The sequence below is a fragment of the Maritalea myrionectae genome, from assembly GCF_003433515.1.
Classification (GTDB): domain Bacteria; phylum Pseudomonadota; class Alphaproteobacteria; order Rhizobiales; family Devosiaceae; genus Maritalea; species Maritalea myrionectae.
The window spans coordinates 99,152-119,932 of record NZ_CP021330.1 but is presented as its reverse complement, the minus strand read 5'-3'; the positions used below and the strand labels follow the sequence as shown (position 1 = coordinate 119,932).

Genomic DNA, 20,781 nt, shown 5'->3' with positions numbered 1-20,781 from the left:
CTGTGGGCGCCTGCCCACGATTTACATGTGTTTTGTGGGGAGACTCCCGTGTTTATTTTAGAAATTACTATAATTCTGTTTTCAGTTTTGGCATTGGGCGCGCTTATATGGCGCAATTCCATGCCCACTAATCTGGTTTATGGCCTTATTTTAGCGGCGAATCTGGTTGTTGTTTTGCATTGGGGACTTGGCGCGGCGCGATGGCAATTTATGCCAGTATATGTCGCTGTCGTCCTGGCGGCGCTCTGGGCGCTCGGCTCAAAATTCGCGCCGGACTTTATGCAGACAATTCTACGCCGAACGGCCTATATTCTTGCGCCCCTAGGCATCGGGTTGACCCTTTTGGCCAATTGGGCCTTTCCCATGTTTGAGCTGCCTGCGCCCAGTGGTCCAAATGCCATCGGCTATCGCGAATTTTACGTGGCGGATAAAGATCGAGCGGAAGATATGACCGCTGATCCAAACGATGTGCGCGAACTGATGGTAAAAGTCTGGTATCCCGCTGTGCCGGACCCGGTTGCGCCCCGCAAAACCTATTGGCAGCAGGCGGATGTAATGAGCGCGGAAATGATCAAGGGATTGAATTTGCCCTTGCCCCCATTTCTTCTCGCGCACCTGGATCAGATCAAAACCAACGCGATGTCTGGTGCAAAGCTAAAGCCGGGCGATGAAAAACTGCCTGTGCTGATCTTTAGCCATGGTTCTGGCCTGATGGCCGAGCAAAGCACAATCATGATGGAAGAATTGGCCAGCCACGGCTATGTGATCTTTTCGATCAATCACCCTTATACCAGCCTCGCCACCTTCTTGCCGGACGGGCGCATTGCCACCTTCAAGGAATATGCCGATGGCATGGGTGAGGACCCGATGGGCCAGTATGAAAGCATCCCCGAAGTGGCCAAACTCAATCATTATTTATATGAAGGCGATGATCGGAAAAAACAGCTAGATGCCATCGAACAAATCCCGCAAATTGCCCCTGGAATGGTGGCGCTGGAGCAAGAGGAAGTTGACCGGCTGGCGGCAGACCAGATGCTGGTGCTGGATAAAGTTGAAGCGCTCAACAAGCAGGCAGGCGACCTGTTTAAAAACCGACTGGACCTGCAAAATATTGGCGTATTTGGCTTTTCTTCCGGCGGCTATGCCAGCCTTCAAACTTGCCTGGTCGACGAAAGATGTGCAGCAGGCATCAATATTGATGGCATGATTTTCGCCAGCCTTGTGGCCCCGGCGCTGGAAAAGCCCTTTATGTTCATCACTCACATCGAAAACAAACTGACCGACATTTTGCATGATAAATCAAAAGCACCAGTTTATTCCGCTCGATTGCAAGACACAGCCCATGCCAGCTTCACCGATTTAGCGATTGCCTCGAATATTTTTCAGGCTGTTGGCTATTTCGGCGAGATGCCGCACGCGCGCAAAACCGAGATTGAAAACCTTTATGTGAAATCATTCTTCGACAAGCATCTGAAGGGCGCTAAAGTTCCCATGTTGGACGCACCGGCAAAGGAATTTCCCGAGGTGGAATATCGAGCGGACAATCTGTCCGCCAGCGCGTCTTAGACAACCGGCTCCACTTGCGGGGTAAACATATAGCCCGCGCCATAGACGGTGCGGATCAGCTTGGGGTTTTTGGCCGTATCTTTCAGCTTTTTCCTGAGGCGTGAGACCTGCGCGTCGATGGAGCGGTCAAAACTGCCATCGCCATCCTGGTCGTAAAGGTCCATCAATTGCTCACGCGACAAAACTTTGCCCGGCATGCCCAAAAAGGCTTTCAGCAGTCGGGCATCGGCGGCGCTTAAAATCTCGGAGCTGCCATCCTTATAGCTGAGCTCAAAGGTGGAAAAATCCACCTGCCAATCACCAAACTTCAGCTTGTCGCCAAGGCTTGCATTCGCGCGGGGTTGCGCCTTTTCTACCCGCCGCAACAGGCTGCGGGCGCGTGCGGCCAATTCGATCGTGTTGACGGGTTTCACCAGATAATCATCGGCGCCAAAATCAAGGCCCAACACCCGGTCGCCCAACGCACCGCGCCCGCTCACCACAATGGTGGGGATGTTCAATTGCCCCACCGTGTCGCGTAGCAACATCAGCGCGTCGCCATCGGGCAGCGACAGGTCCAAAATGCACAGGTCCGGGGTTTGATCCAGCAGCGCGGCGTCAAAACTTTTGATGGTGTCAAAAGCCTGCACGGCAAATTTTTGCGCCGTCAGCTCGCGGGCATATAGCGCACGCACATCTGCATCATCCTCTAAGATATAAATCAGCTTCTGATTCATATGGCGCTTTGCTCCTCCCGTGCCGGCGATGCTTGTGCCTCAGCGGCAAGGATCGCGCGGGCGAGACTATTGTGCTCAAACGGTTTGCGCAATATGGGGCAGTTTAGACCTTGGTCAAAGTCGCTTTTGGCTAGATTGGCATGCCCGGTCATCAGGATCAGCCCAATATGCCCGAAATTGGCCCGCACATGGTGCCCCAGCTCCATTCCGCTCATGCCGCCGGGCATGGCAATGTCGGACAGAACGAGTTCTATGCCGCTCACCTCATCCATCAGTTCCATGGCCTCAGCCGCGTTTTCCGCTTCCAACACTGCATAGCCAAGCCCCACCAATTCACGCCGCAACACCGCGCGCACTTCTTCCTGGTCGTCCACCAAAAGCGCTAGCGCGCCTTGCTTATGCGGCAGGTTGGGCACATCCATCGCTGCTTCTGCTTGGGTGGGTGCTTCAACCGAGGGGATCACAATTTCAAATTCGGTCCCCAAATCCATGGCGCTGTTTACGGCAATGTCGCCATCCGACATTTGGGCAAAGCTTTGCGCCATAGAAAGTCCCAGCCCAGTGCCGCCTGAATGCACCTTGGTGGAAAAGAATGGATCAAAAATCTGCTTCTGCACCTCTTGACTCATGCCCGTGCCATTATCGCGACACTGAATTTTAATGCGCTGATCTTGATCGGCCTCCAGCCGTAATTCGATCAACCCATCTTCTTTACGGGCACTATCTTCAATCGCGGCCTGGGCGTTCAGCGCCAGGTTCAGCAGCGCGTTCTCCAGGGCACCGGGGTCCACCTTGGCCCACAATTTTTGATCGGGCAGCTCCAGCCGCAATTGCGTGGTGGCGGGCAGGGAAGGCTTGAGCAAATTAGCCACCTCTTGCACCGCTTCGTTCAAATTCACGACCTTTGGGTCAAGCGGTTGCCGCCGCGCCACGGCCAGCAATTGTCGCGTCAGTTCCGCGCCGCGCTTTGCCGCGCGTAGGGACGGGGCCACCATTTCGTCGCGCAAATGTTTATCTTCCATCTGCTCGGCCAAAGGCCGCAAATTGCCCAAAATCACCGTCAGCAAATTGTTGAAATCGTGAGAAATCCCAGCGGATAATCGCCCAATCGCTTCCATTTTTTGCGCCTGCGATAGTGCAGCTGCTGCTTGCCGATGGCGCGTGAAATTGATCGACAGCACATAAAAGCCACGCACGGTTTGATCGGTGCGCAAATCGGGCCGCAAAAACACACGAATTTCCAGCTTGCGCCCATCTTCATGGTCAAATTCAAGATCAAACTCCACCGCTTCCCCCGCCTTGGCGCGGGCAAAATAGGGAGCCGAATCTTCATGCATATGCGGCGATAAAATCTCCTGGCTTTTATGCCCCACAATGTCGTCCACCGATTGGCCATAGCTTTGGGCAAACCGGCGATTGACGAACTGGAACACCTCGTCTTGATCGAGATAAGCGATGCCCGCAGGCACTTCATTGGCGATCAGGCGCAGCCGTTCTTCCGACCGGCGCAAATCGCGCGTTTGCGCATTGATTCGTTTTTCCAGCTCAATTTCATAGCGCCGCTGCTGGGTGATGTCGGTGTAAATGGTGGCAAAGCCGCCCATGGCCAATGGTGCACCAGAAACGCGGATTACCCGCCCATTGGGGCGCACCCGCTCCACGGTGTGGGCACGAAATTCCCGCGCCACGCGTACCCGCTCCGCGACCTGTTCTTCCACATCGCCGGGGCCATATTCGCCATGTTCAGAATTGTAGCGGATCAGGGTTTCAAATTTGGTGCCACGGTTCAAAAGCCGTTCCGGCACATCCAGCAATTCGCCCAGTCTTTTGTTGGCAAAAACAAGCTCCAAATTCTGATCAAACACAGAAATGCCCTGATCAATATTATCAAGGCCCGCTTCTATTTGCATCAATAATTCAACGGCTTGGCTATCGCTGATGTCGTGATCGCCCATGGCGTATCTGTCCTCCTCAGCCCGCAAAACGCACTTGTCACAATTGCGTACAATTCGGGCATAATCTGGCAACCCCCCTTGGTTAAAACTTGGGTAAAGGCATTGCACTTGATTGAGCTTATAGACGAAACTCAATTTGATTTGAGGTCAAGCGCCTTTGGGGAGGAAAATTGTGACAGAACCAACAAAGATGTTGGATGTAACCGACATTTCTTTGCGTTTTGGGGGCGTGAAAGCGCTCACCGATATTTCGTTTCATGTTGATGAAGGTGAGATTTTCTCACTGATCGGCCCCAATGGTGCGGGCAAGACATCCATGCTCAACTGTATTTCCGGGCGCTATAAGCCGCAGGAAGGCTCAATCCTATTTGATGGCAAGGATTTGCTGTCGCGCTCTATCAATGACCGGGCGAAAATCGGCATTGGCCGAACCTTTCAGAATTTGGCGTTGTTTTCTCATATGTCGGTGATCGACAATATTCTGGTGGGGCGCCACCATATGATGAAGAATAATTTTCTCACCGGCATGCTCTATTGGGTGGGGGGCGCACAAAAAGAAGAAGCGGCTGCCCGCGCCGAGATCGAAGACATTATCGATTTTCTGGAAATTCAGCATGTGCGGAACGAGCCTGCAGGCTCGCTATCCTATGGGTTGCGCAAGCGGGTGGAATTGGCCCGCGCCATTGCGATCAAACCAAAACTTATTCTCCTCGACGAACCGATGGCGGGCATGAACCTTGAAGAAAAAGAGGACATGGCCCGCTACATCATCGAACTCAATGAGCAATATGGCATTACCGTGGTGATGATTGAGCACGATATGGGCGTGGTGGTCGACATTTCCCACCGGGTTGCGGTGCTCGATTTTGGGCAAAAGATTGCTGAAGGCCTGCCAGAAGAAGTGGTGGAAGATGAACAGGTGAAAACTGCTTATCTCGGCATTGATGATTTCTCTATGGATGATGAGAAGGAGGTCGGATAATCATGGCCAACCTCACGGAAAAATCAGGCAACGACATCCAATGGGCTGACGGGTCTCATCACCTTAAAGCGGTCACGGATGCCGATACGCTGCCGAAATTGCTGGCGGCAAATGCCAAAGCGCACCCCAATCAGGTGGCTCAGCGCGAAAAAGATTTCGGCATCTGGAATGAAATCACCTGGAGCCAGTTTAACGATCATGTGGCCAAAATGGCGCTGGCATTTAAAGAGTTTGGCGTGGTGCCGGGCGATGTCGTGGCGTTGATTGGCGACAACCGCCCTGAATGGGTATGGGGCGAGGTGGCCGCCCATGCCAATCAGGCCATGAGCCTTGGCATTTATCGCGACGCGCTGGAAGATGAAATTGCTTACCTCATCAATTATGCCGAACCCAAAATCGTGGTGGCGGAAGATGAAGAGCAGGTCGATAAGTTTTTGATGCTCGGGGACAAAATTCCGTCCATCAAAAAGATCATTTATCACGACACCCGCGGCATGCAGAAATATGATGATCCGCGGCTGATCTATTTGGCTGATGTCGAAAAAATCGGCGCTGATATACTGGCCAAAAACCCCAATGCTTATGCAGATATGGTTGCGGCAACCAAAACAGATGATGTGGCTGTCTTGTGCACCACATCGGGCACCACATCCAATCCAAAATTGTCCATGTGGAAGCATTCGGCATTCCTCGGTCATGCAGTGAACTATTTGAAGGCGGACCCAATGAGCGCCGGCGATGAATATCTCGCCGTGCTGCCATTGTCTTGGGTGATGGAGCAAATGTACTCCGTGGCGTGGAATTTGGTCGCCCGGATGATCGTCAATTTCCCCGAAAGTGAAGACACAGCCATGTCCGACCTGCGCGAGATTGGGCCGCACTTTGTGTTGCTTAGCCCGCGTGTATGGGAAGTGGTGGCTGCTGATATCCGTTCACGCATGATGGAAAGCTCCCCATGGAAACAAAAGATTTTCGATTGGGGCGTTGAACGCGGCATTGCAGCGCTCGATAGGGGCGAACGCGATCAAGTGGCCGAACTCATTTTATTCCGTGCTTTGCGCGACCGCTTGGGCTTTTCGCGGCTTAAATCCGCGGCCACGGGTGGCGCGGCCATGGGCCCCGATACGTTCAAATTTTTCCAAGCCATGGGCGTGCCGCTCAAGCAGCTTTATGGCCAAACAGAAGGCTTGGGTGCCTATACGATCCATAAGTGGGACGAGGTCGACCATAATTCAGTGGGCTACCCAATGAACGAATGCACAATCTCCATCATCAATCCCGATCATGAGGGGTTGGGCGAGATTGTTGTCAGCCACCCGAATTTGATGAGCGGCTATTATAAGAACAAGGAAGCAAGCGAAGAGGCCTTTGATGATCAAGGCCGCTTCCTGACTGGTGATGCGGGCTATTTGGATGACAAAGGCCATCTGGTGGTGATCGACCGGATCAAAGATCTGTCAGAAACCAGCACGCAAACCCGGTTCTCCCCACAATTCATTGAGAACAAATTGAAGTTCTCTACCTTTGTGGCCGAAGCGGTGATTTTGGGCAAAGACCAACCCTATATCGCGGCCATGATCTGTATTCGCTATCCGATTGTGTCAAAATGGGCGGAACAGCGGCGCATTGCCTTCACCACCTATACCGATTTGGCCGCACGGCCTGAGATTTACCAATTGATGCGCGAAGAAGTGGAACGGGTGAATGAGACATTGCCCGAAGCCCAGCGCATCCAAAAATTTGTGCTGCTCTATAAAGAACTCGATGCGGATGACGGCGAACTGACCCGGACCAAAAAGGTGCGGCGTAGCGTGATCGCCGAAAAATATGCCGACATTATCGGCAAGCTATATTCCGACGATGAGCGCGTCGATATCGACACGGTGATTTCCTTCCAGGATGGCACCAAGCAGCGCATCAAAACCTCACTCAAGGTGGAAAATCTAAGCCAAGCCCCGAAAGCGGCTGAACAAAGGAGCCTTGCCTCATGAAATGGGAACTCTTCTTCCAGCTTTTGATCAATGGCCTCATCGTGGGCATGCTTTATGGCGTTGTCGCCATGTGCTTTGTGCTGATCTACAAATCCACCCAAGTGGTGAACTTTGCTCAGGGCGAATTTCTCGTGCTCGGCGCATGGGTGTGCTTAGCACTGGTCACCAATATGCAATTGCCATTCTTTTTGGCCTTCATCTTCACCCTGATCTTCATGGTGGCGTTCGGTATCATTGTGCAAACGGTGATCTTAAGGCCCTTAATTGGTGAACCCATCATCTCCGTGATCATGGTCACGATCGGCCTGTCGATCTTTATGCAGGCGCTGATGAACTGGATTTTCGGCAATGATGCAAAACGGTTTCCGGATGTGTTCGGCACCACCGATGTGATCAATATTGCCGGGTTGAATGTGGAAGTGGCCTACTTACTCTCCCTTGTCTTGTCGGTTGTGATTATGGCCGTCTTCTTTTGGTTCTTCCGCTTCACCCGGCACGGTCTGGCCATGCGCGCCACCGCGTTTGATCAGCAAATCGCCCAAAGCTTGGGCATTTCGGTCAAGCAAACATTTGCCATGGCATGGGCCATCTCAGCCATGGTGTCAGGCGTGGCGGGCATTGTGATCGGCATTGTGAACTCGGTGTCCAACTCGCTTGCCTTTGTTGGGATTAAAGTGTTCCCGGCGGTGATCCTGGGCGGCCTTGATTCCATTGTCGGGGCTGTTGTTGGCGGCATCATTGTGGGCGTTTTGGAAAACCTCGCCGAATTTGCAGATGGGCAATATCTACACCTCGGCAACCTCTACACGATCGCGCCATTCTATGTGCTGATTATCATCTTGATGATCAAACCCTATGGCCTGTTCGGCACCAAAGACATCGAGCGGATCTAAAGGAAAACAATTATGTCATACGTACCTAATCCGCGACCCGCTGGCGATTTCCGCACCACCTATAAGGACGATAATCGCCTGTTCAAAACCCACTTCGAAACGCGCTCTGCTCTGGTGTTGCTGGCGGTGGTAATTGTGGCCGCGCCCTTTATCGGCAACTATTGGCTCACCCAGCTGATCCTGATCGGCATCTATGCTATCGCTGCCATTGGTTTGAATATTCTGGTGGGCACTACCGGGCAAATATCTCTGGGGCACGCTGCGTTCTTCGGCTTTGGCGCTTTTGCCAGCGCTTGGTTGGCCAACTCTTTCGGGGTGCCGGTGCTTATCGCCATGCCCGCCGCCGCCGTTTTGACCACAGCCGTGGGCATGATTTTCGGCGTGCCGGCCGCGCGCATTAAGGGTCTTTATCTGGCCATCGCCACGCTGGCGTCCCAGTTTATCCTGACCGACTTTTTCTCGCGGGCGGATTGGTTTTCCGGCGGTGTTTACGGCGCACTCGCCGAGCGGCCCAGCATTTTCGGCTTCGCCTTTGATAGTGATCTGCGCTATTTTTATCTGGTGATGTTCTGGTTGGTGGTGACAGCGGTGGCCGTGACCAATCTGCTGCGCTCTCGTGATGGCCGGGCCTTTGTGGCCGTGCGCGATCACTATTTGAGCGCCGAAGTGATGGGCGTAAATCTCACCAAATATCGTATTCTATCGTTCGGCATCTCATCATTCTTTGCCGGCTTGGCTGGCGCCTTGTTCGGTCACTATCTCGAATATGTGTCGGTGGAAGGTTTCACCATTCTGTTGTCGATCCAATTCTTGGCCATGATCATTATTGGTGGTCTGGGGTCGGTCTATGGTGCCATTCTGGGCGCGGCATTCATTTTGCTGCTGCCCCAAGTGATGGAAAGCCTCACCACAATGGCAGCCTATGTCTTTCCGGCCATGGAAAGCGGCAAATCCTATGTGAAGCAAATGTCCATCGGTGCCGCCATCATCCTGTTTTTGATTTTTGAGCCAGAAGGGCTCATCCACCGCTGGCAACAAATCCGCGCCAGTTGGAAACTCTTCCCCTTCTCGCGGTAGCGCGAAGGTAGATCAAAAGGCGTTCATCCCCGGCTATGAAGCGCCAACAAAAACAATATTGCCGAGGGTAAAGAGGAGACAAAAGTGAAACGCAATAAATTGACATTACTGGCTCTGTCAGCATCCATGCTGATGAGTTCTGCCGCAATGGCGCAAGATAGCGTCTTTGTTGGCCATTTGGTTGACTATACGGGCCCAACTGCCTTTGTGGGCAAAGCCTATGGCCCTGGTGTTTATGATGCCATTCAATATGTTAACGCCAATGGCGGCATTGACGGCACGCAAATCGAACTCACCCAAGTGGATTATGCTTACAAAGTGCCGGAAGCATTGGCCGCTTATAAAGCATGGGCTGGTCGTGGCATGGTCGCCATGCAGGGCTGGGGCACCGCCGATACAGAGGCGCTGATTTCCTTTGTGGCAAAAGATAAAATCCCGGTATATTCCGCGTCTTATTCTGCGCACCTAACCGATCCACAAGGGTCAAACCCAGCGACGAAAAAGCCTGCGCCATATAACTTCTTCTATGGCCCGTCTTATTCTGATACTTGCCGGGCATTGGCACAGTGGGCGGCAACCGATGCGGAATCTAAGGGCATTGAAAACCCAACCTTCTTGCACGCGGGCGACAACCACCCCTATCCAAACGCTCCAAAAGAGGCGTGTAAGTCTTACGCTGAAGAGCTTGGCATGACCGTGGCTGAGCCCGTTGTGGTGCCAATGGCGCCGGGTGACTTTAAAGCCCAGTGTTTGACCATCAAGGAAAGCGGCGCACAATATGTCTACCTCGCCAATTTGGGCGGTTCAGTTGTGGCCTTGCTTAAATCATGTGGCACCGTAGGCGTTGAAGCCAACTATATGGGCAATGTGTGGGCTGGTGACTATGTGACCATCGAAGCCTCACAGGCAGAGAACATGATCTTCCCATCATCAACACCATTTTATGGTCAAGACGTACCGGGCATGGATTTGGTCACCGAAATCGCTGAGTCAGGTGAATTTTCTGACGGCGGCAAGCCAACCCACCACTATATCCGTGGCATTTGCTCGGCTTACTACATGATGGACGCCATGAAATGGGCGAAAGCCAATGGCGGCATCACCGGCGAGAACATCAAAAAGGGCATGTACGCCAAGCAAGATTGGGTGCCTGAAGGCCTTGAGGGCGTGTGCTTGCCTTCCACTTGGACAGATAAAGACCACCGCGGCCTGATGACCGTGGCGATCAACCAAGGGTCTTACGAAGATGGTGAAGTGAAAATCGAGCGTATCGATGAAACCACATTGCCACGTCGTGACGACTGGTTGGGCCTGTAAGAAGCTGATTGACGGAAAGGAGGCGTAAAAATGAAACCACAAATAGCCGCAACCGGTGAAGCGATGGCAACTGATACCATCCTTTCCGTCAATAATATTGAGGTGGTGTTTAACGAGGTGATCCTCGTGCTGCGCGGCCTCAACCTCAATGTCCAACGGGGTAAAATTACCGCCCTGTTGGGCACCAATGGGGCCGGCAAATCCACCACCTTAAAAGCCATCACCAATTTGTTGGCCTCTGAAGATGGGGAAGTCACACGCGGTTCCATTCAATATGAAGGCGAGGACATTACCGAAATCGGCCCCGAAGCGCTGGTGCGCAAAGGCGTATTTTTGGTGATGGAGGGTCGCGGCATTTTGCAAGATATGACCGTGATTGAGAATTTGCGCTTGGGTGCCTATTCGCGCCCCAAAGCCAAATTGAAAGAAGAAATTGAAGAAGTGTTCCGCTTCTTCCCGCGCTTGAAAGAGCGCACGGGCTTGGCAGGCTATTTGTCCGGCGGCGAACAGCAGATGCTGGCCATTGGCCGGGCCATGATGGCCAAACCAAAACTGATTTTAATGGATGAACCTTCCATGGGCCTTTCGCCCCTATTGGTGAAAGAGGTCTTCGGCATCATCAAACGTCTCAATCGCGAATTGGGCATCTCCATTTTGCTGGTGGAGCAAAACGCCAATATGGCGCTGCACGTGGCCGACGAAGGCTACATAATGGAAAACGGCAAAATCGTGCTCGATGGTTCGGCGCAAGAGCTGATGGACAATGAGGACGTAAAAGAATTTTATCTGGGCGGCGGTGGCGAACGCCGTTCGTTTAAAGACATCAAAAGCTACAAACGCCGCAAGCGTTGGTTATAATGGGTGCGCGCGTGGAAAACCAAGCAACAACCACTTTTTTTGACAAGGCTGAAATCCAAGATCCGCTGTTCCGGCAAACTGGGTTGATGGCCAAGCTGCGCAAGCAATTGGGGCACGCCAAATCCTCGTCGCCCTATTGGCAGAACGCGCTGGCCGATATTGACCCGGAAAACATCCAGTCGCGTGAGGATTTGGCGCGCCTGCCCATCCTGCGCAAAAACGATCTGGTGACGTTGCAAGCGGGGGAAGATTTATTCGGCGGCATCGCCACCGACCAAGGTCGGATCAAGCGCGTCTTCTTTTCGCCTGGGCCAATTGTTGAACCGCAAGCTGATGTGCCAGATCCATGGCGCATGGCATCCGCCCTTTATGCCGCCGGAATGCGCAAGGGTGACCTGATCGCCAATTGCTTTTCCTATCACCTCACCCCGGCCGGCTTTATGTTTGACGAGGCCGCCGCCAAATTGGGCGCAACGGTTTTCCCTGCAGGTGTGGGCAACACGGAAACGCTGGTCGATGCGTTCAATCATTTCCAGATTTCCGGCTATGTCGGCACGCCAGACTTTTTGCAAATCATTTTGGAAAAGGCAAAAGGCTTGGGCAAAGATATTAGCTGTGTGCGCCATGCGTTGGTGTCCGGTGGCCCGCTGTTTCCGGCCATGCGTGAGTTTTATGAAGGTGAAAACATCGCTGTGCGTCAATGTTACGGCACCGCTGAATTGGGGCTGATCGCTTATGAAACTGAAGGCGACGGCATGGTGATGGCCGAGGATTGCCTTGTCGAGATTGTGCGTCCGGGCACAGGCGATCCAGTCAATGATGGCGAGGTGGGCGAAGTGGTAGTCACTACATTTGACCCAACCTATCCGCTGATCCGCTTTGCGACGGGCGATTTGTCCGCAACACTGCCTGGTCAGGCTGATTGCGGCCGCACCAATGGGCGGCTGAAGGGTTGGTTGGGCCGCGCAGATCAAACCACAAAAGTGCGCGGCATGTTTGTGCATCCGCAACAAATTGCGCGTGTGGTCAAAACCTATCCTGAGATTGGCCGTGCTCGGCTTGAGGTGACAGAAACCGATGGCAAGGATCAAATGGCCTTGCTTTGCGAGATCGCGAACGTCGCACCCGGCTTGCTGGACGACATCGCACAAACCATGCGCGCCGAAACGCGACTGCGGGCCGATATTCAGGTGGTTGCGCCGGATAGCCTGCCCAATGATGGCAAGGTAATTGAAGATAAGAGGGTGCTGGGCGTCTAATATTTGCGTATAAATACTATTCCGTATACAGATATTATCGAATATTCGGCCAGGTGCTAGTATAAATACGACGCCATCAAATTGATCTTTTGCTGTTTTCCGCCATGCTCCGCGCATCAAGCAAAGGAGATGGCACATGAACAGTTCGCAAATTTTGGCCCGTCGCGCAAAATTCAATCAAGCGTGTGAGATGCAGGCAGAGGCATGTGCCGCGCTAGGCTCTCCTTTCACAGCGCAGCTTTGCACGCTGATGGCGAAACACCATTTCTCTGCGGCGAAGATAGAAGAAAAGCTCGCCAACTGGCCGGGCGATGTGACCTACCGCACCCATTCAGTGCCGTTGCGCATGTGCGGTGCGCTCAACAGTTTGGCCCGTTCTGGCCAAGCGCCCGCATTGACAGCGCTTTATCCGCCCCATCATGCCAAAAAGCTCGATGCCGGGTTTTGGCAGGTGCTTGATGGCGCAGTGGTAGAGTTTGAAGAGCAAATTTTGGCGCAACTTGAATTTGCCCCGCAAACCAACGAAGTGCGCCGCGCCAATGGGCTGATGCCCGCTTTGCTGCATTTGTCCGCCGCCTTTGATCGGCCCATCAAGCTTTATGAAATGGGCGCGAGCGCGGGGCTGAATCTCGTTTTGGATCAGTTTGCCTACCAATTTGCCGACGAGCATTATGGCCCCCAAAGCGCACCCTTCACCTTGCAGCCAGACTGGCAGGGCCCCACGCCTCCACATGCGAATATCGAAATAGTCCATCGCGCGGGGTGTGACCTGAACCCACTTGATGTGTCCACACGCGATGGCAAAGAGTGGCTGATGTCTTATATCTGGCCAGATCAGATGGAGCGTGTTGAGCGAACAGAGCACGCGATTGAATTGGCAACTCATTTGGGGGTGAAGGTTGATAAGCGAGATGCCGCGACATGGCTCAAACATCAACTCGCCTCAATTACACCGGGCCATTTGCATGTGGTTTATAACACCGTGGCCTTTCAATATTTCCCCAACGAGGCCCAAAATGAGATTCGCGCGTTGCTGGTCGAAAAGGGGAGCATAACCGACCCCAATATGCCGTTGGTTTGGCTTCAGATCGAGGCAGACAATAAAGCGCCCGGTTTTGCGATCACACAACAAGTTTGGCCTGGCGGTGACATGGTTGAATTGGCGCGCATAGATGCCCACGGTCGCTGGGTGACTTGGCATCAGGCGTGAAAACAGCTTAGGATATAATAAGTTGACGTTTAAGAATTGAGAACCATATCAGTCGGTGTATGGACAAATTACTGCCCGATCACTTGCTAATCTGGCGTCATAATTGTTTGCTAAACAAAAAACAGAAAAATTTTTCGCTGCGCCTTAAGGGAGACTACATCATGCCGCAATTTTTCGTCCGCGGTCGGAAACCGCTAAAATCAATGCTCGTCGCTTCAGTCGCCGCCATATCGATTGGCGCTGCCACGCCAGTGATCGCGCAAGACAGCGCGACCGATACGGAAATGTCGACAACTATATCGAGCATCACCCATAAAGTGGAAGTGGGCGCAATTGATCTGACCAACGCCAATATTGATGAGGTCACGCTGCGTGAGATCCTCACGGGCAAGCTGGCGGAAAACGCCGAACAATTGGCCAATCTCAATGCGGACCGTGTGCGCATTCCAGAGCTGCGCTTTTCTTATGAAATCACCGTAGAGGACCAAACCAGCACCAACGAAATGGTGTTTAAAGAGATTGTCTTGGAAAATGTCAAAGACGGCGTTGCCGCACGCGCATCCATTGGTGAGATGCTGGGCATGTTCGAAGGCGACGGCATGGATGAAAGTCCAGTTGAGCAAATCGAACTCACCTATGGTGCAGGCGAAATTCTGGAATTGAATGTGCACGCATTGCTCGGCGCCTACGGTATGATCGACGTTGAGAAAAGCGACGAGTTTGAAACCATCTATTCAAGCTATAGCCTTGCGGGCGGCGGCATTTCATCCGAAGTGTTTTCGTGCACGTTTGGCGCGGCAAAGTCCGGCACATTCCGGGCGAAGCCATCCGCGATGGACATGGCCAAATTGTCCAGCATGATTGAAGATTTGGAAGCCGCTGAAGACAGCAAGCCAACCCAAGCCCAAATCAGCAACATCATCAATTTCTACGCCCAACTGCTTTATGGCTTTGAATCGGGCGCCACAGTCATGGATGGCATCGCGTGTGAGGGGCAGGATGATGAACAATCCTTCACCATGTCGACCGGCGAAATCTCTGTCGGGTCTTTTGGCAATGGCGTTTACCCAGAATTCAGCGTGAGCAATATTGATGTTGTTGTCGAAGGTGACGATGCAGGATCATTCTCAATCGAGAATTTCACCTTCAAAGAAATTGATTTCGGCCCAACTTTCGAAAAACTGGGCGAAGCATCTGACTATACCGAAGAGTGGTTTGAAGCCAATATGCGGGGCCTTATCCCCTCAATTAAAGGCTTCTCCTTCAGCGGCATGGCATTTGATGTGCCAAATGAAGATGACGAAGAACAACGCATCAAAGGCTCGATTGATCTATTTGATGTGACCTTGGCACAATATCAAAACGGCATTCCTGCCGACATTCGCATCGAGGCAAAAGCCATCCAGGCTGATCTGCCAGCCAACAGCGATGAAGAAGGGGTGCAAATGCTCATTGATGAAGGTTATGACCAGATCAATATGGGCTTTGTTGCCGATTTGGATTGGGATGCTGAAGCCCAAGCGATCAATTTAAATACATTGACTGCGGCCATCAAAGATATGGGCACTGCCGAGATCAAGGGCACCATTACGGGGGCCACTGAGGCATTGTTTGCGAATGATCCTCAAATGGCCATGATGTCAGCCATGTCGCTTGCTGTGACCGATCTGAATGTGATGATCGACGATGAAGGATTGGTGAAACTTGCCCTGGCTCAAGCTGCAGCCGAACAGGGCGCACCAGTTGAAGCCTTCACCAACCAAATCACTGCCATGTCGCAAGGCATGATCGTGGGTATGCTTGGTGGCGCAGATTCAGCGGTCCAACTGGGCGAGGATGTTGCAGGCTTTTTGGGCGGCAACAAGAAGATCAACATTAATCTGACAGCAAAAGCCGCCACAGGCGTTGGCATGCCACAGATGATGATGTTGCAGTCTGACCCAACCAAACTGCTGAACTTCGTTGATCTCAATTCAACGCTCGAATAGTCGTTGCGCATGGACAATTACAAAAGGCCGCCCTCGTCGGGCGGCCTTTTTATTTGTAAATCACTGCGAATTCCGGCATAAGACTTAACATATTTTTTAAGTGATGTTTCGGAGCCATTTATGACTCGCTTTTTTGCCGCACTATTTTTCTTCGTGATGGTCCATGTGATGTTGCTCTTTCCTGCGATTTCAAAGGCGCAGAATATGGTTTTGCTATAGGGCAGTCTTTGCCCTAACTCTGGGGCTCAATCTTGTCGACCCGCCGCGCATGCCGACCGCCGTCAAAAGGCGTCTCCAGCCATATGCGCACAATCGCTTCAAGCTGATCTTCATAGATCATGCGTTCCCCCAGCGAGAGCACATTGGCATCATTGTGTCGCCGCGCCATTTCTGCTGAAAGCGTGTTCCAGCACACCGCGCAGCGAATGCCTTTGACCTTGTTGGCCGCAATGGCCTCGCCATTGCCCGATCCGCCCAACACGATCCCGCGCTCAAATTCCCCCGCAGCCACCGCCTTGGCGACCGGGAAGATAAAGTCCGGATAATCACAAGACTCATCGCTAAAGGTGCCAAAATCCTGCACCTCATGCCCGGACGTGGTCAAAAAGGATTTGATCTTTTCTTTGTAGCGATATCCCGCGTGATCAGTGCCAATAGCGATTTTCATAGTGCGATTCCATTTGCAGTGGTTCGTCGCATTATTAGGTAATTTCGCGTTCGCCGTCACCCCGGAGTTTCATCCCTATTGCCACCCGCCCTATCCCATGTTAAATAAACAAACGTTCATTTAATTATTAGAGGTGAAAGTGGCGCGTACGCACGGCTCTAAAGGTGAAGAAACTGCAAAGCGCATTGATGAAGTGGCGCTGAAGCTCTTTGCGAAAAAGGGCTATGCTGCTGTGTCCATGCGCGAGATTGCCTTGGAAGTCGGGGTACAGGCGGGGGCGCTTTATAATCATTGCCCCAACAAGCAGGCGCTGCTCACCAATTTGCTGGCCGATCATATGCAGGCGCTGTTGGATGCATGGGGCGACATGGAGCTGCCGAAAGACCCGGCGCAACAGCTCGAAACTTTTGTCCGCTTCCATATCCAATATCACCTGAAACGGCCGGATCAGGTGTTCATTTCCTATATGGAATTGCGCAATCTGGAGCCGGACAATTTCAAGAAAATTGAAGCCCTGCGCCGCCAATATGAGGCGATCCCGAAAAACATTCTCGCCGCCGGGCAAATGTCGGGCCAGTTCAATCTGGCCGACACCCATGTCGCCGCCATGGCCATTCTCGCTCAGCTCACCGGGGTCACCACCTGGTATCGAGAGCAGGGGCGGCTGAGCCAACAAAAAATCGAAGATATTTACGTTCAATTGGTGTGCCAATCTGTGGGCATCACCTTAAGTGGAGGACACTGAAATGTTCACAACCGGAATGAATTTTGCCCTTGGGGAAGATATTGAAGCCTTGCGCGAAATGGTGCACCGCTTCGCGCAAGATCGTATTGCGCCCATGGCGGCCAAGATCGATGAAACCAACGAGTTCCCAAACGAGCTTTGGAAAGAATTTGGCGAATTGGGCCTGTTGGGCGTCACCGTGTCTGAAGAATTTGGCGGCGTGGAAATGGGCTATTTGGCCCATTGTGTGATTGTGGAAGAAATCAGCCGCGCGTCGGCCTCTGTCGGCCTGTCTTATGGCGCGCACTCCAATCTGTGCGTCAACCAGATTTATCGCAACGGCACCCAGGCGCAAAAAGAGAAATATCTGCCCAAGCTGATCTCCGGCGACCATGTGGGGGCCTTGGCCATGTCCGAACCCGGCGCCGGGTCAGACGTGGTGTCCATGCAATTGCGCGCCAAAAAGGTCGATGGCGGCTATAGCCTCACCGGCAACAAAATGTGGATCACCAATGGCCCAGATGCGGATACGCTGGTGGTATATGCCAAAACCGATCCCGAAGCCCATTCCAAAGGCATCACCGCCTTTATCATCGAAAAAGGCATGGAGGGGTTCTCCACAGCGCAAAAGCTCGACAAGCTGGGCATGCGCGGCTCCAACACCTGTGAGCTGGTGTTTAAAGATTGCTTTGTGCCGGAAGAAAATATTCTGGGCGAATTGAACAAAGGCGTGCGCGTTTTGATGTCCGGTTTGGACTATGAGCGCGTGGTGCTCGCCGCAGGTCCTGTGGGCATTATGCATGCCGTGCTTGATGTGGCCGTGCCTTATGTGCATGAGCGCAAGCAGTTCAACCAGGCCATTGGCGAGTTCCAATTGGTGCAGGGCAAATTGGCCGACATTTATTCCACCATGAACGCCAGCCGTGCCTATGTTTATGCTGTGGCGCAAGCCTGCGATCGGGGCGAAACCACCCGCAAGGATGCCGCGGGCTGTATTCTCTATTCGGCGGAAAAAGCAACCCAATGCGCCTTGGATGGCATCCAGCTTTTGGGCGGCAATGGCTATATCAACGAATATCCAACAGGCCGCTTGCTGCGCGACGCGAAGCTATATGAAATCGGCGCAGGCACCAGCGAAATCCGCCGCATGCTGATCGGTCGCGAAATGTTTGTGGAAACAAAATAGCGCCCCATCGTTCTTCTTTGAAAGGAGAAGGAGAAAATCATGGCCGATCAGACCGAAACACCAGCATTAAACAGCCGCTTTGATGACCTCAAAGCAGTGTATATCAATACGTCGCTGAAGCATTCAGAAGGTGAGAGCCACACTGCTTTATTGATGCAGGCGTCGGCAGACATTATGCGCAAGCATGGCATTGAGGTGGAATTCATCCACGCCGCCGCCCATCACATTGCCTTCGGTGTTTACCCGGACATGACCGAACATGGCGCGGACCGGGATGATTGGCCACAATTATGGCCTAAAGTGCTTGATGCCGACATTCTGGTGATCGGCACCCCGATCTGGCTGGGCGAAGAAAGCTCTCTTTGTCGGGTGATCATCGAACGGCTCTATGCCATGTCCGGCGAGCTCAATGCGAAAAACCAATCCATCTATTACAATAAGGTGGGTGGCGCTGTGATCACCGGCAATGAAGATGGCGTCAAGCATTCTTCCATGACCATTCTTTATGCGCTGCAGCATTTGGGGTTGACCATTCCGCCTCAGGCCGATTGCGGCTGGATTGGTGAGATCGGCCCTGGCCCTTCCTATGGCGACGAAAAAGAGGATGGCGGACAGGTCGGGTTCGACAATGATTTCACCCAACGCAACACCACCATCATGACTTGGAATCTGATGCATATGGCCCGCATGCTCAAAGACGCGGGTGGCATCCCAAATTACGGCAATGATCGCAAAGCGCTGCAAGCGGGCACGCGCTTTGATCATCAAAATCCTGGATATCGCGCATGATCATTAAATCCCAAATCTCCACCGCGTCAGAGAGCTTTAAAGCCAATCAAAAAGCGCTGCTGGACCAGATGGCGCAAATTGAAGAAGCGGTTGAAATCGCCCGGCAGGGCGGCGGCGAAAAATCGCGCGAGCGCCACACCTCGCGTGGCAAATTGCTGCCGCGTGATCGGGTGGCCAAATTGCTCGATCCCGGTTCGCCCTTTCTGGAAGTCGGCGTCACCGCGGCCCATGGCCTTTATAATGGCGACGCCCCCGGCGCGGGCCTGATCACCGGCATTGGCCGCGTGGCCGGGCAGGAGGTGATGGTGGTGTGCAACGATGCCACTGTTAAGGGCGGCACCTATTATCCCATGACCGTCAAAAAACATTTGCGGGCGCAAGAAATTGCCCTCGAAAACCATCTGCCCTGCGTTTATCTGGTCGATAGCGGCGGCGCCAACCTGCCGAACCAAGACGAAGTCTTTGCCGACAGAGATCATTTTGGCCGGATTTTTTACAATCAGGCCAACATGTCCGCTAAAGGCATCGCGCAGATCGCGGTGGTGATGGGGTCCTGCACCGCAGGCGGTGCCTATGTGCCCGCCATGTCGGATGAAACCATCATTGTGAAAAACCAAGGCACTATCTTTTTGGCGGGTCCGCCGCTGGTGAAAGCCGCCACGGGCGAAGTGGTCACGGCGGAAGACTTGGGCGGCGGCGATGTGCATACGCGCCTCTCCGGCGTGGCCGATCATCTGGTCGAAAATGACGAACATGCCCTTCAATTGGCCCGCGAAGCCGTGGCCAATCTCAATCGGCAAAAACCGTCAAGCCTGCTCACCCAATCGCCCGAAGACCCGCTTTATGATCCCAATGAGATCATCGGCGTGGTGCCCGGCGATTTGAAAACGCCCTACGATATTCGCGAAGTGATTGCCCGTGTGGTCGATGGCTCGCGCTTTGAAGAGTTTAAAGCCCGCTATGGAACCACTCTGGTCTGCGGCTTCGCCCATATTCACGGCATGCCCGTGGGCATCATCGCCAATAATGGGGTGCTGTTTTCCGAAAGCGCCGTCAAAGGCGCACACTTTGTGGAGCTGTGCTCCCAGCGCAAAATTCCGCTGGTCTTTTTACAAAACATCACCGGCTTTATGGTTGGTCGCAAATATGAGAATGAAGGTATCGCCAAACATGGCGCCAAGCTGGTCACCGCCGTGGCCACCACTTCGGTGCCGAAAATCACCGTGCTGGTCGGCGGCTCCTTCGGCGCTGGCAATTATGGCATGTGCGGCCGCGCCTACCAGCCCCGCTTCTTGTGGACCTGGCCCAACTCCCGCATCTCGGTGATGGGCGGCGAACAGGCCGCAGGCGTATTGGCCACCGTCCGTCGCGACGGGCTGGAACGCAAAGGCGTTGAATGGTCAGCAGAAGAGGAAGCACAATTCAAACAACCGATCATCGATCAGTTTGAAGAGCAGTCTCACCCACTCTACGCCTCCGCTCGCCTCTGGGACGATGGCATCATCCACCCCGGCCGCACCCGCGATCATCTGGCACTCTCGCTCAGTGCTGCCCTCAACGCCCCAATTGCGGACACGCAATTCGGCTTGTTTAGGATGTAAAC

17 protein-coding genes are annotated in these 20,781 nt (G+C 53.1%); 14 read left to right on the top strand and 3 right to left on the bottom strand.

The window, feature by feature from the left end:
• Nucleotides 1–120 precede the first annotated feature (120 nt).
• On the top strand, nt 121–1,566 hold the full coding sequence (locus MXMO3_RS00550; protein ID WP_117394602.1) for an alpha/beta hydrolase family protein: 1,446 nt from the start codon (nt 121–123) through the stop codon (nt 1,564–1,566).
• Here the strand turns inward: MXMO3_RS00550 and MXMO3_RS00545 are convergent.
• Both MXMO3_RS00545 and MXMO3_RS00540 read right to left on the bottom strand, forming a co-directional pair.
• Entirely contained in the window at nt 1,563–2,282 is a 720-nt protein-coding gene (locus MXMO3_RS00545) for a winged helix-turn-helix domain-containing protein (RefSeq protein ID WP_117394601.1), read from the bottom strand. The genes MXMO3_RS00550 and MXMO3_RS00545 overlap by 4 nt on opposite strands.
• Nucleotides 2,279–4,237, bottom strand: coding sequence for a hybrid sensor histidine kinase/response regulator (locus MXMO3_RS00540; RefSeq protein ID WP_117394600.1), 1,959 nt, complete (start codon nt 4,235–4,237; stop codon nt 2,279–2,281). The genes MXMO3_RS00545 and MXMO3_RS00540 overlap by 4 nt, the downstream gene beginning before the upstream one ends.
• Before the next feature lie 190 nt (nt 4,238–4,427).
• On the opposite strand from MXMO3_RS00540, the gene MXMO3_RS00535 reads away from it, so the two are divergent.
• The 9 genes from MXMO3_RS00535 to MXMO3_RS00495 all read left to right on the top strand — a co-directional run bounded on the left by MXMO3_RS00535 (nt 4,428) and on the right by MXMO3_RS00495 (nt 15,812).
• Nucleotides 4,428–5,219, top strand: coding sequence for an ABC transporter ATP-binding protein (locus tag MXMO3_RS00535; RefSeq protein WP_051213904.1), 792 nt, complete (start codon nt 4,428–4,430; stop codon nt 5,217–5,219).
• Between the two features lie 2 nt (nt 5,220–5,221).
• On the top strand, nt 5,222–7,210 hold the full coding sequence (locus tag MXMO3_RS00530; RefSeq protein ID WP_036223008.1) for an AMP-binding protein: 1,989 nt from the start codon (nt 5,222–5,224) through the stop codon (nt 7,208–7,210).
• A complete protein-coding gene (locus MXMO3_RS00525) occupies nt 7,207–8,103 on the top strand; it encodes a branched-chain amino acid ABC transporter permease (protein ID WP_027835661.1) in 897 nt (298 codons plus the stop codon). Before MXMO3_RS00530 ends, MXMO3_RS00525 begins: the two co-directional genes overlap by 4 nt.
• A gap of 12 nt (nt 8,104–8,115) precedes the next feature.
• The gene (locus MXMO3_RS00520) at nt 8,116–9,180 is read left to right on the top strand and encodes a branched-chain amino acid ABC transporter permease (protein WP_027835660.1); all 1,065 of its coding nucleotides are present in this window, start codon (nt 8,116–8,118) and stop codon (nt 9,178–9,180) included.
• 84 nt (nt 9,181–9,264) lie between these two features.
• Entirely contained in the window at nt 9,265–10,497 is a 1,233-nt protein-coding gene (locus tag MXMO3_RS00515; protein WP_245985777.1) for an ABC transporter substrate-binding protein, read from the top strand.
• Between the two features lie 30 nt (nt 10,498–10,527).
• Entirely contained in the window at nt 10,528–11,355 is an 828-nt protein-coding gene (locus tag MXMO3_RS00510; RefSeq protein WP_051213902.1) for an ABC transporter ATP-binding protein, read from the top strand.
• An 11-nt stretch (nt 11,356–11,366) separates the two neighbouring features.
• A complete protein-coding gene (locus MXMO3_RS00505; RefSeq protein ID WP_245985776.1) occupies nt 11,367–12,614 on the top strand; it encodes a phenylacetate--CoA ligase family protein in 1,248 nt (415 codons plus the stop codon).
• Nucleotides 12,615–12,750: 136 nt separating this feature from the next.
• Nucleotides 12,751–13,824: a DUF2332 domain-containing protein gene (locus MXMO3_RS00500; protein ID WP_117394598.1), complete on the top strand. Its 1,074-nt coding sequence runs from the start codon at nt 12,751–12,753 to the stop codon at nt 13,822–13,824.
• A 161-nt stretch (nt 13,825–13,985) separates the two neighbouring features.
• Nucleotides 13,986–15,812, top strand: coding sequence for a hypothetical protein (locus MXMO3_RS00495; RefSeq protein WP_162889075.1), 1,827 nt, complete (start codon nt 13,986–13,988; stop codon nt 15,810–15,812).
• A 232-nt stretch (nt 15,813–16,044) separates the two neighbouring features.
• Here the strand turns inward: MXMO3_RS00495 and rpiB are convergent, their stop codons facing one another.
• Complete coding sequence (gene rpiB, locus MXMO3_RS00490) at nt 16,045–16,479, bottom strand: ribose 5-phosphate isomerase B (RefSeq protein WP_117394596.1); 435 nt, start codon at nt 16,477–16,479, stop codon at nt 16,045–16,047.
• Between the two features lie 139 nt (nt 16,480–16,618).
• Between rpiB and MXMO3_RS00485 the strand changes: the two genes are divergently transcribed.
• From MXMO3_RS00485 to MXMO3_RS00470, 4 genes are read left to right on the top strand one after another with little or no spacing between them, the layout of a single operon-like run.
• Nucleotides 16,619–17,224, top strand: coding sequence for a TetR/AcrR family transcriptional regulator (locus MXMO3_RS00485; RefSeq protein WP_117394595.1), 606 nt, complete (start codon nt 16,619–16,621; stop codon nt 17,222–17,224).
• 16 nt (nt 17,225–17,240) lie between these two features.
• On the top strand, nt 17,241–18,389 hold the full coding sequence (locus tag MXMO3_RS00480; RefSeq protein ID WP_484174435.1) for an isovaleryl-CoA dehydrogenase: 1,149 nt from the start codon (nt 17,241–17,243) through the stop codon (nt 18,387–18,389).
• Nucleotides 18,390–18,428: 39 nt separating this feature from the next.
• Nucleotides 18,429–19,178, top strand: coding sequence for a flavodoxin family protein (locus MXMO3_RS00475; protein ID WP_117394593.1), 750 nt, complete (start codon nt 18,429–18,431; stop codon nt 19,176–19,178).
• Complete coding sequence (locus tag MXMO3_RS00470) at nt 19,175–20,779, top strand: carboxyl transferase domain-containing protein (RefSeq protein WP_117394592.1); 1,605 nt, start codon at nt 19,175–19,177, stop codon at nt 20,777–20,779. The genes MXMO3_RS00475 and MXMO3_RS00470 overlap by 4 nt, the downstream gene beginning before the upstream one ends.
• The last annotated feature ends 2 nt before the right edge of the window (nt 20,780–20,781 follow it).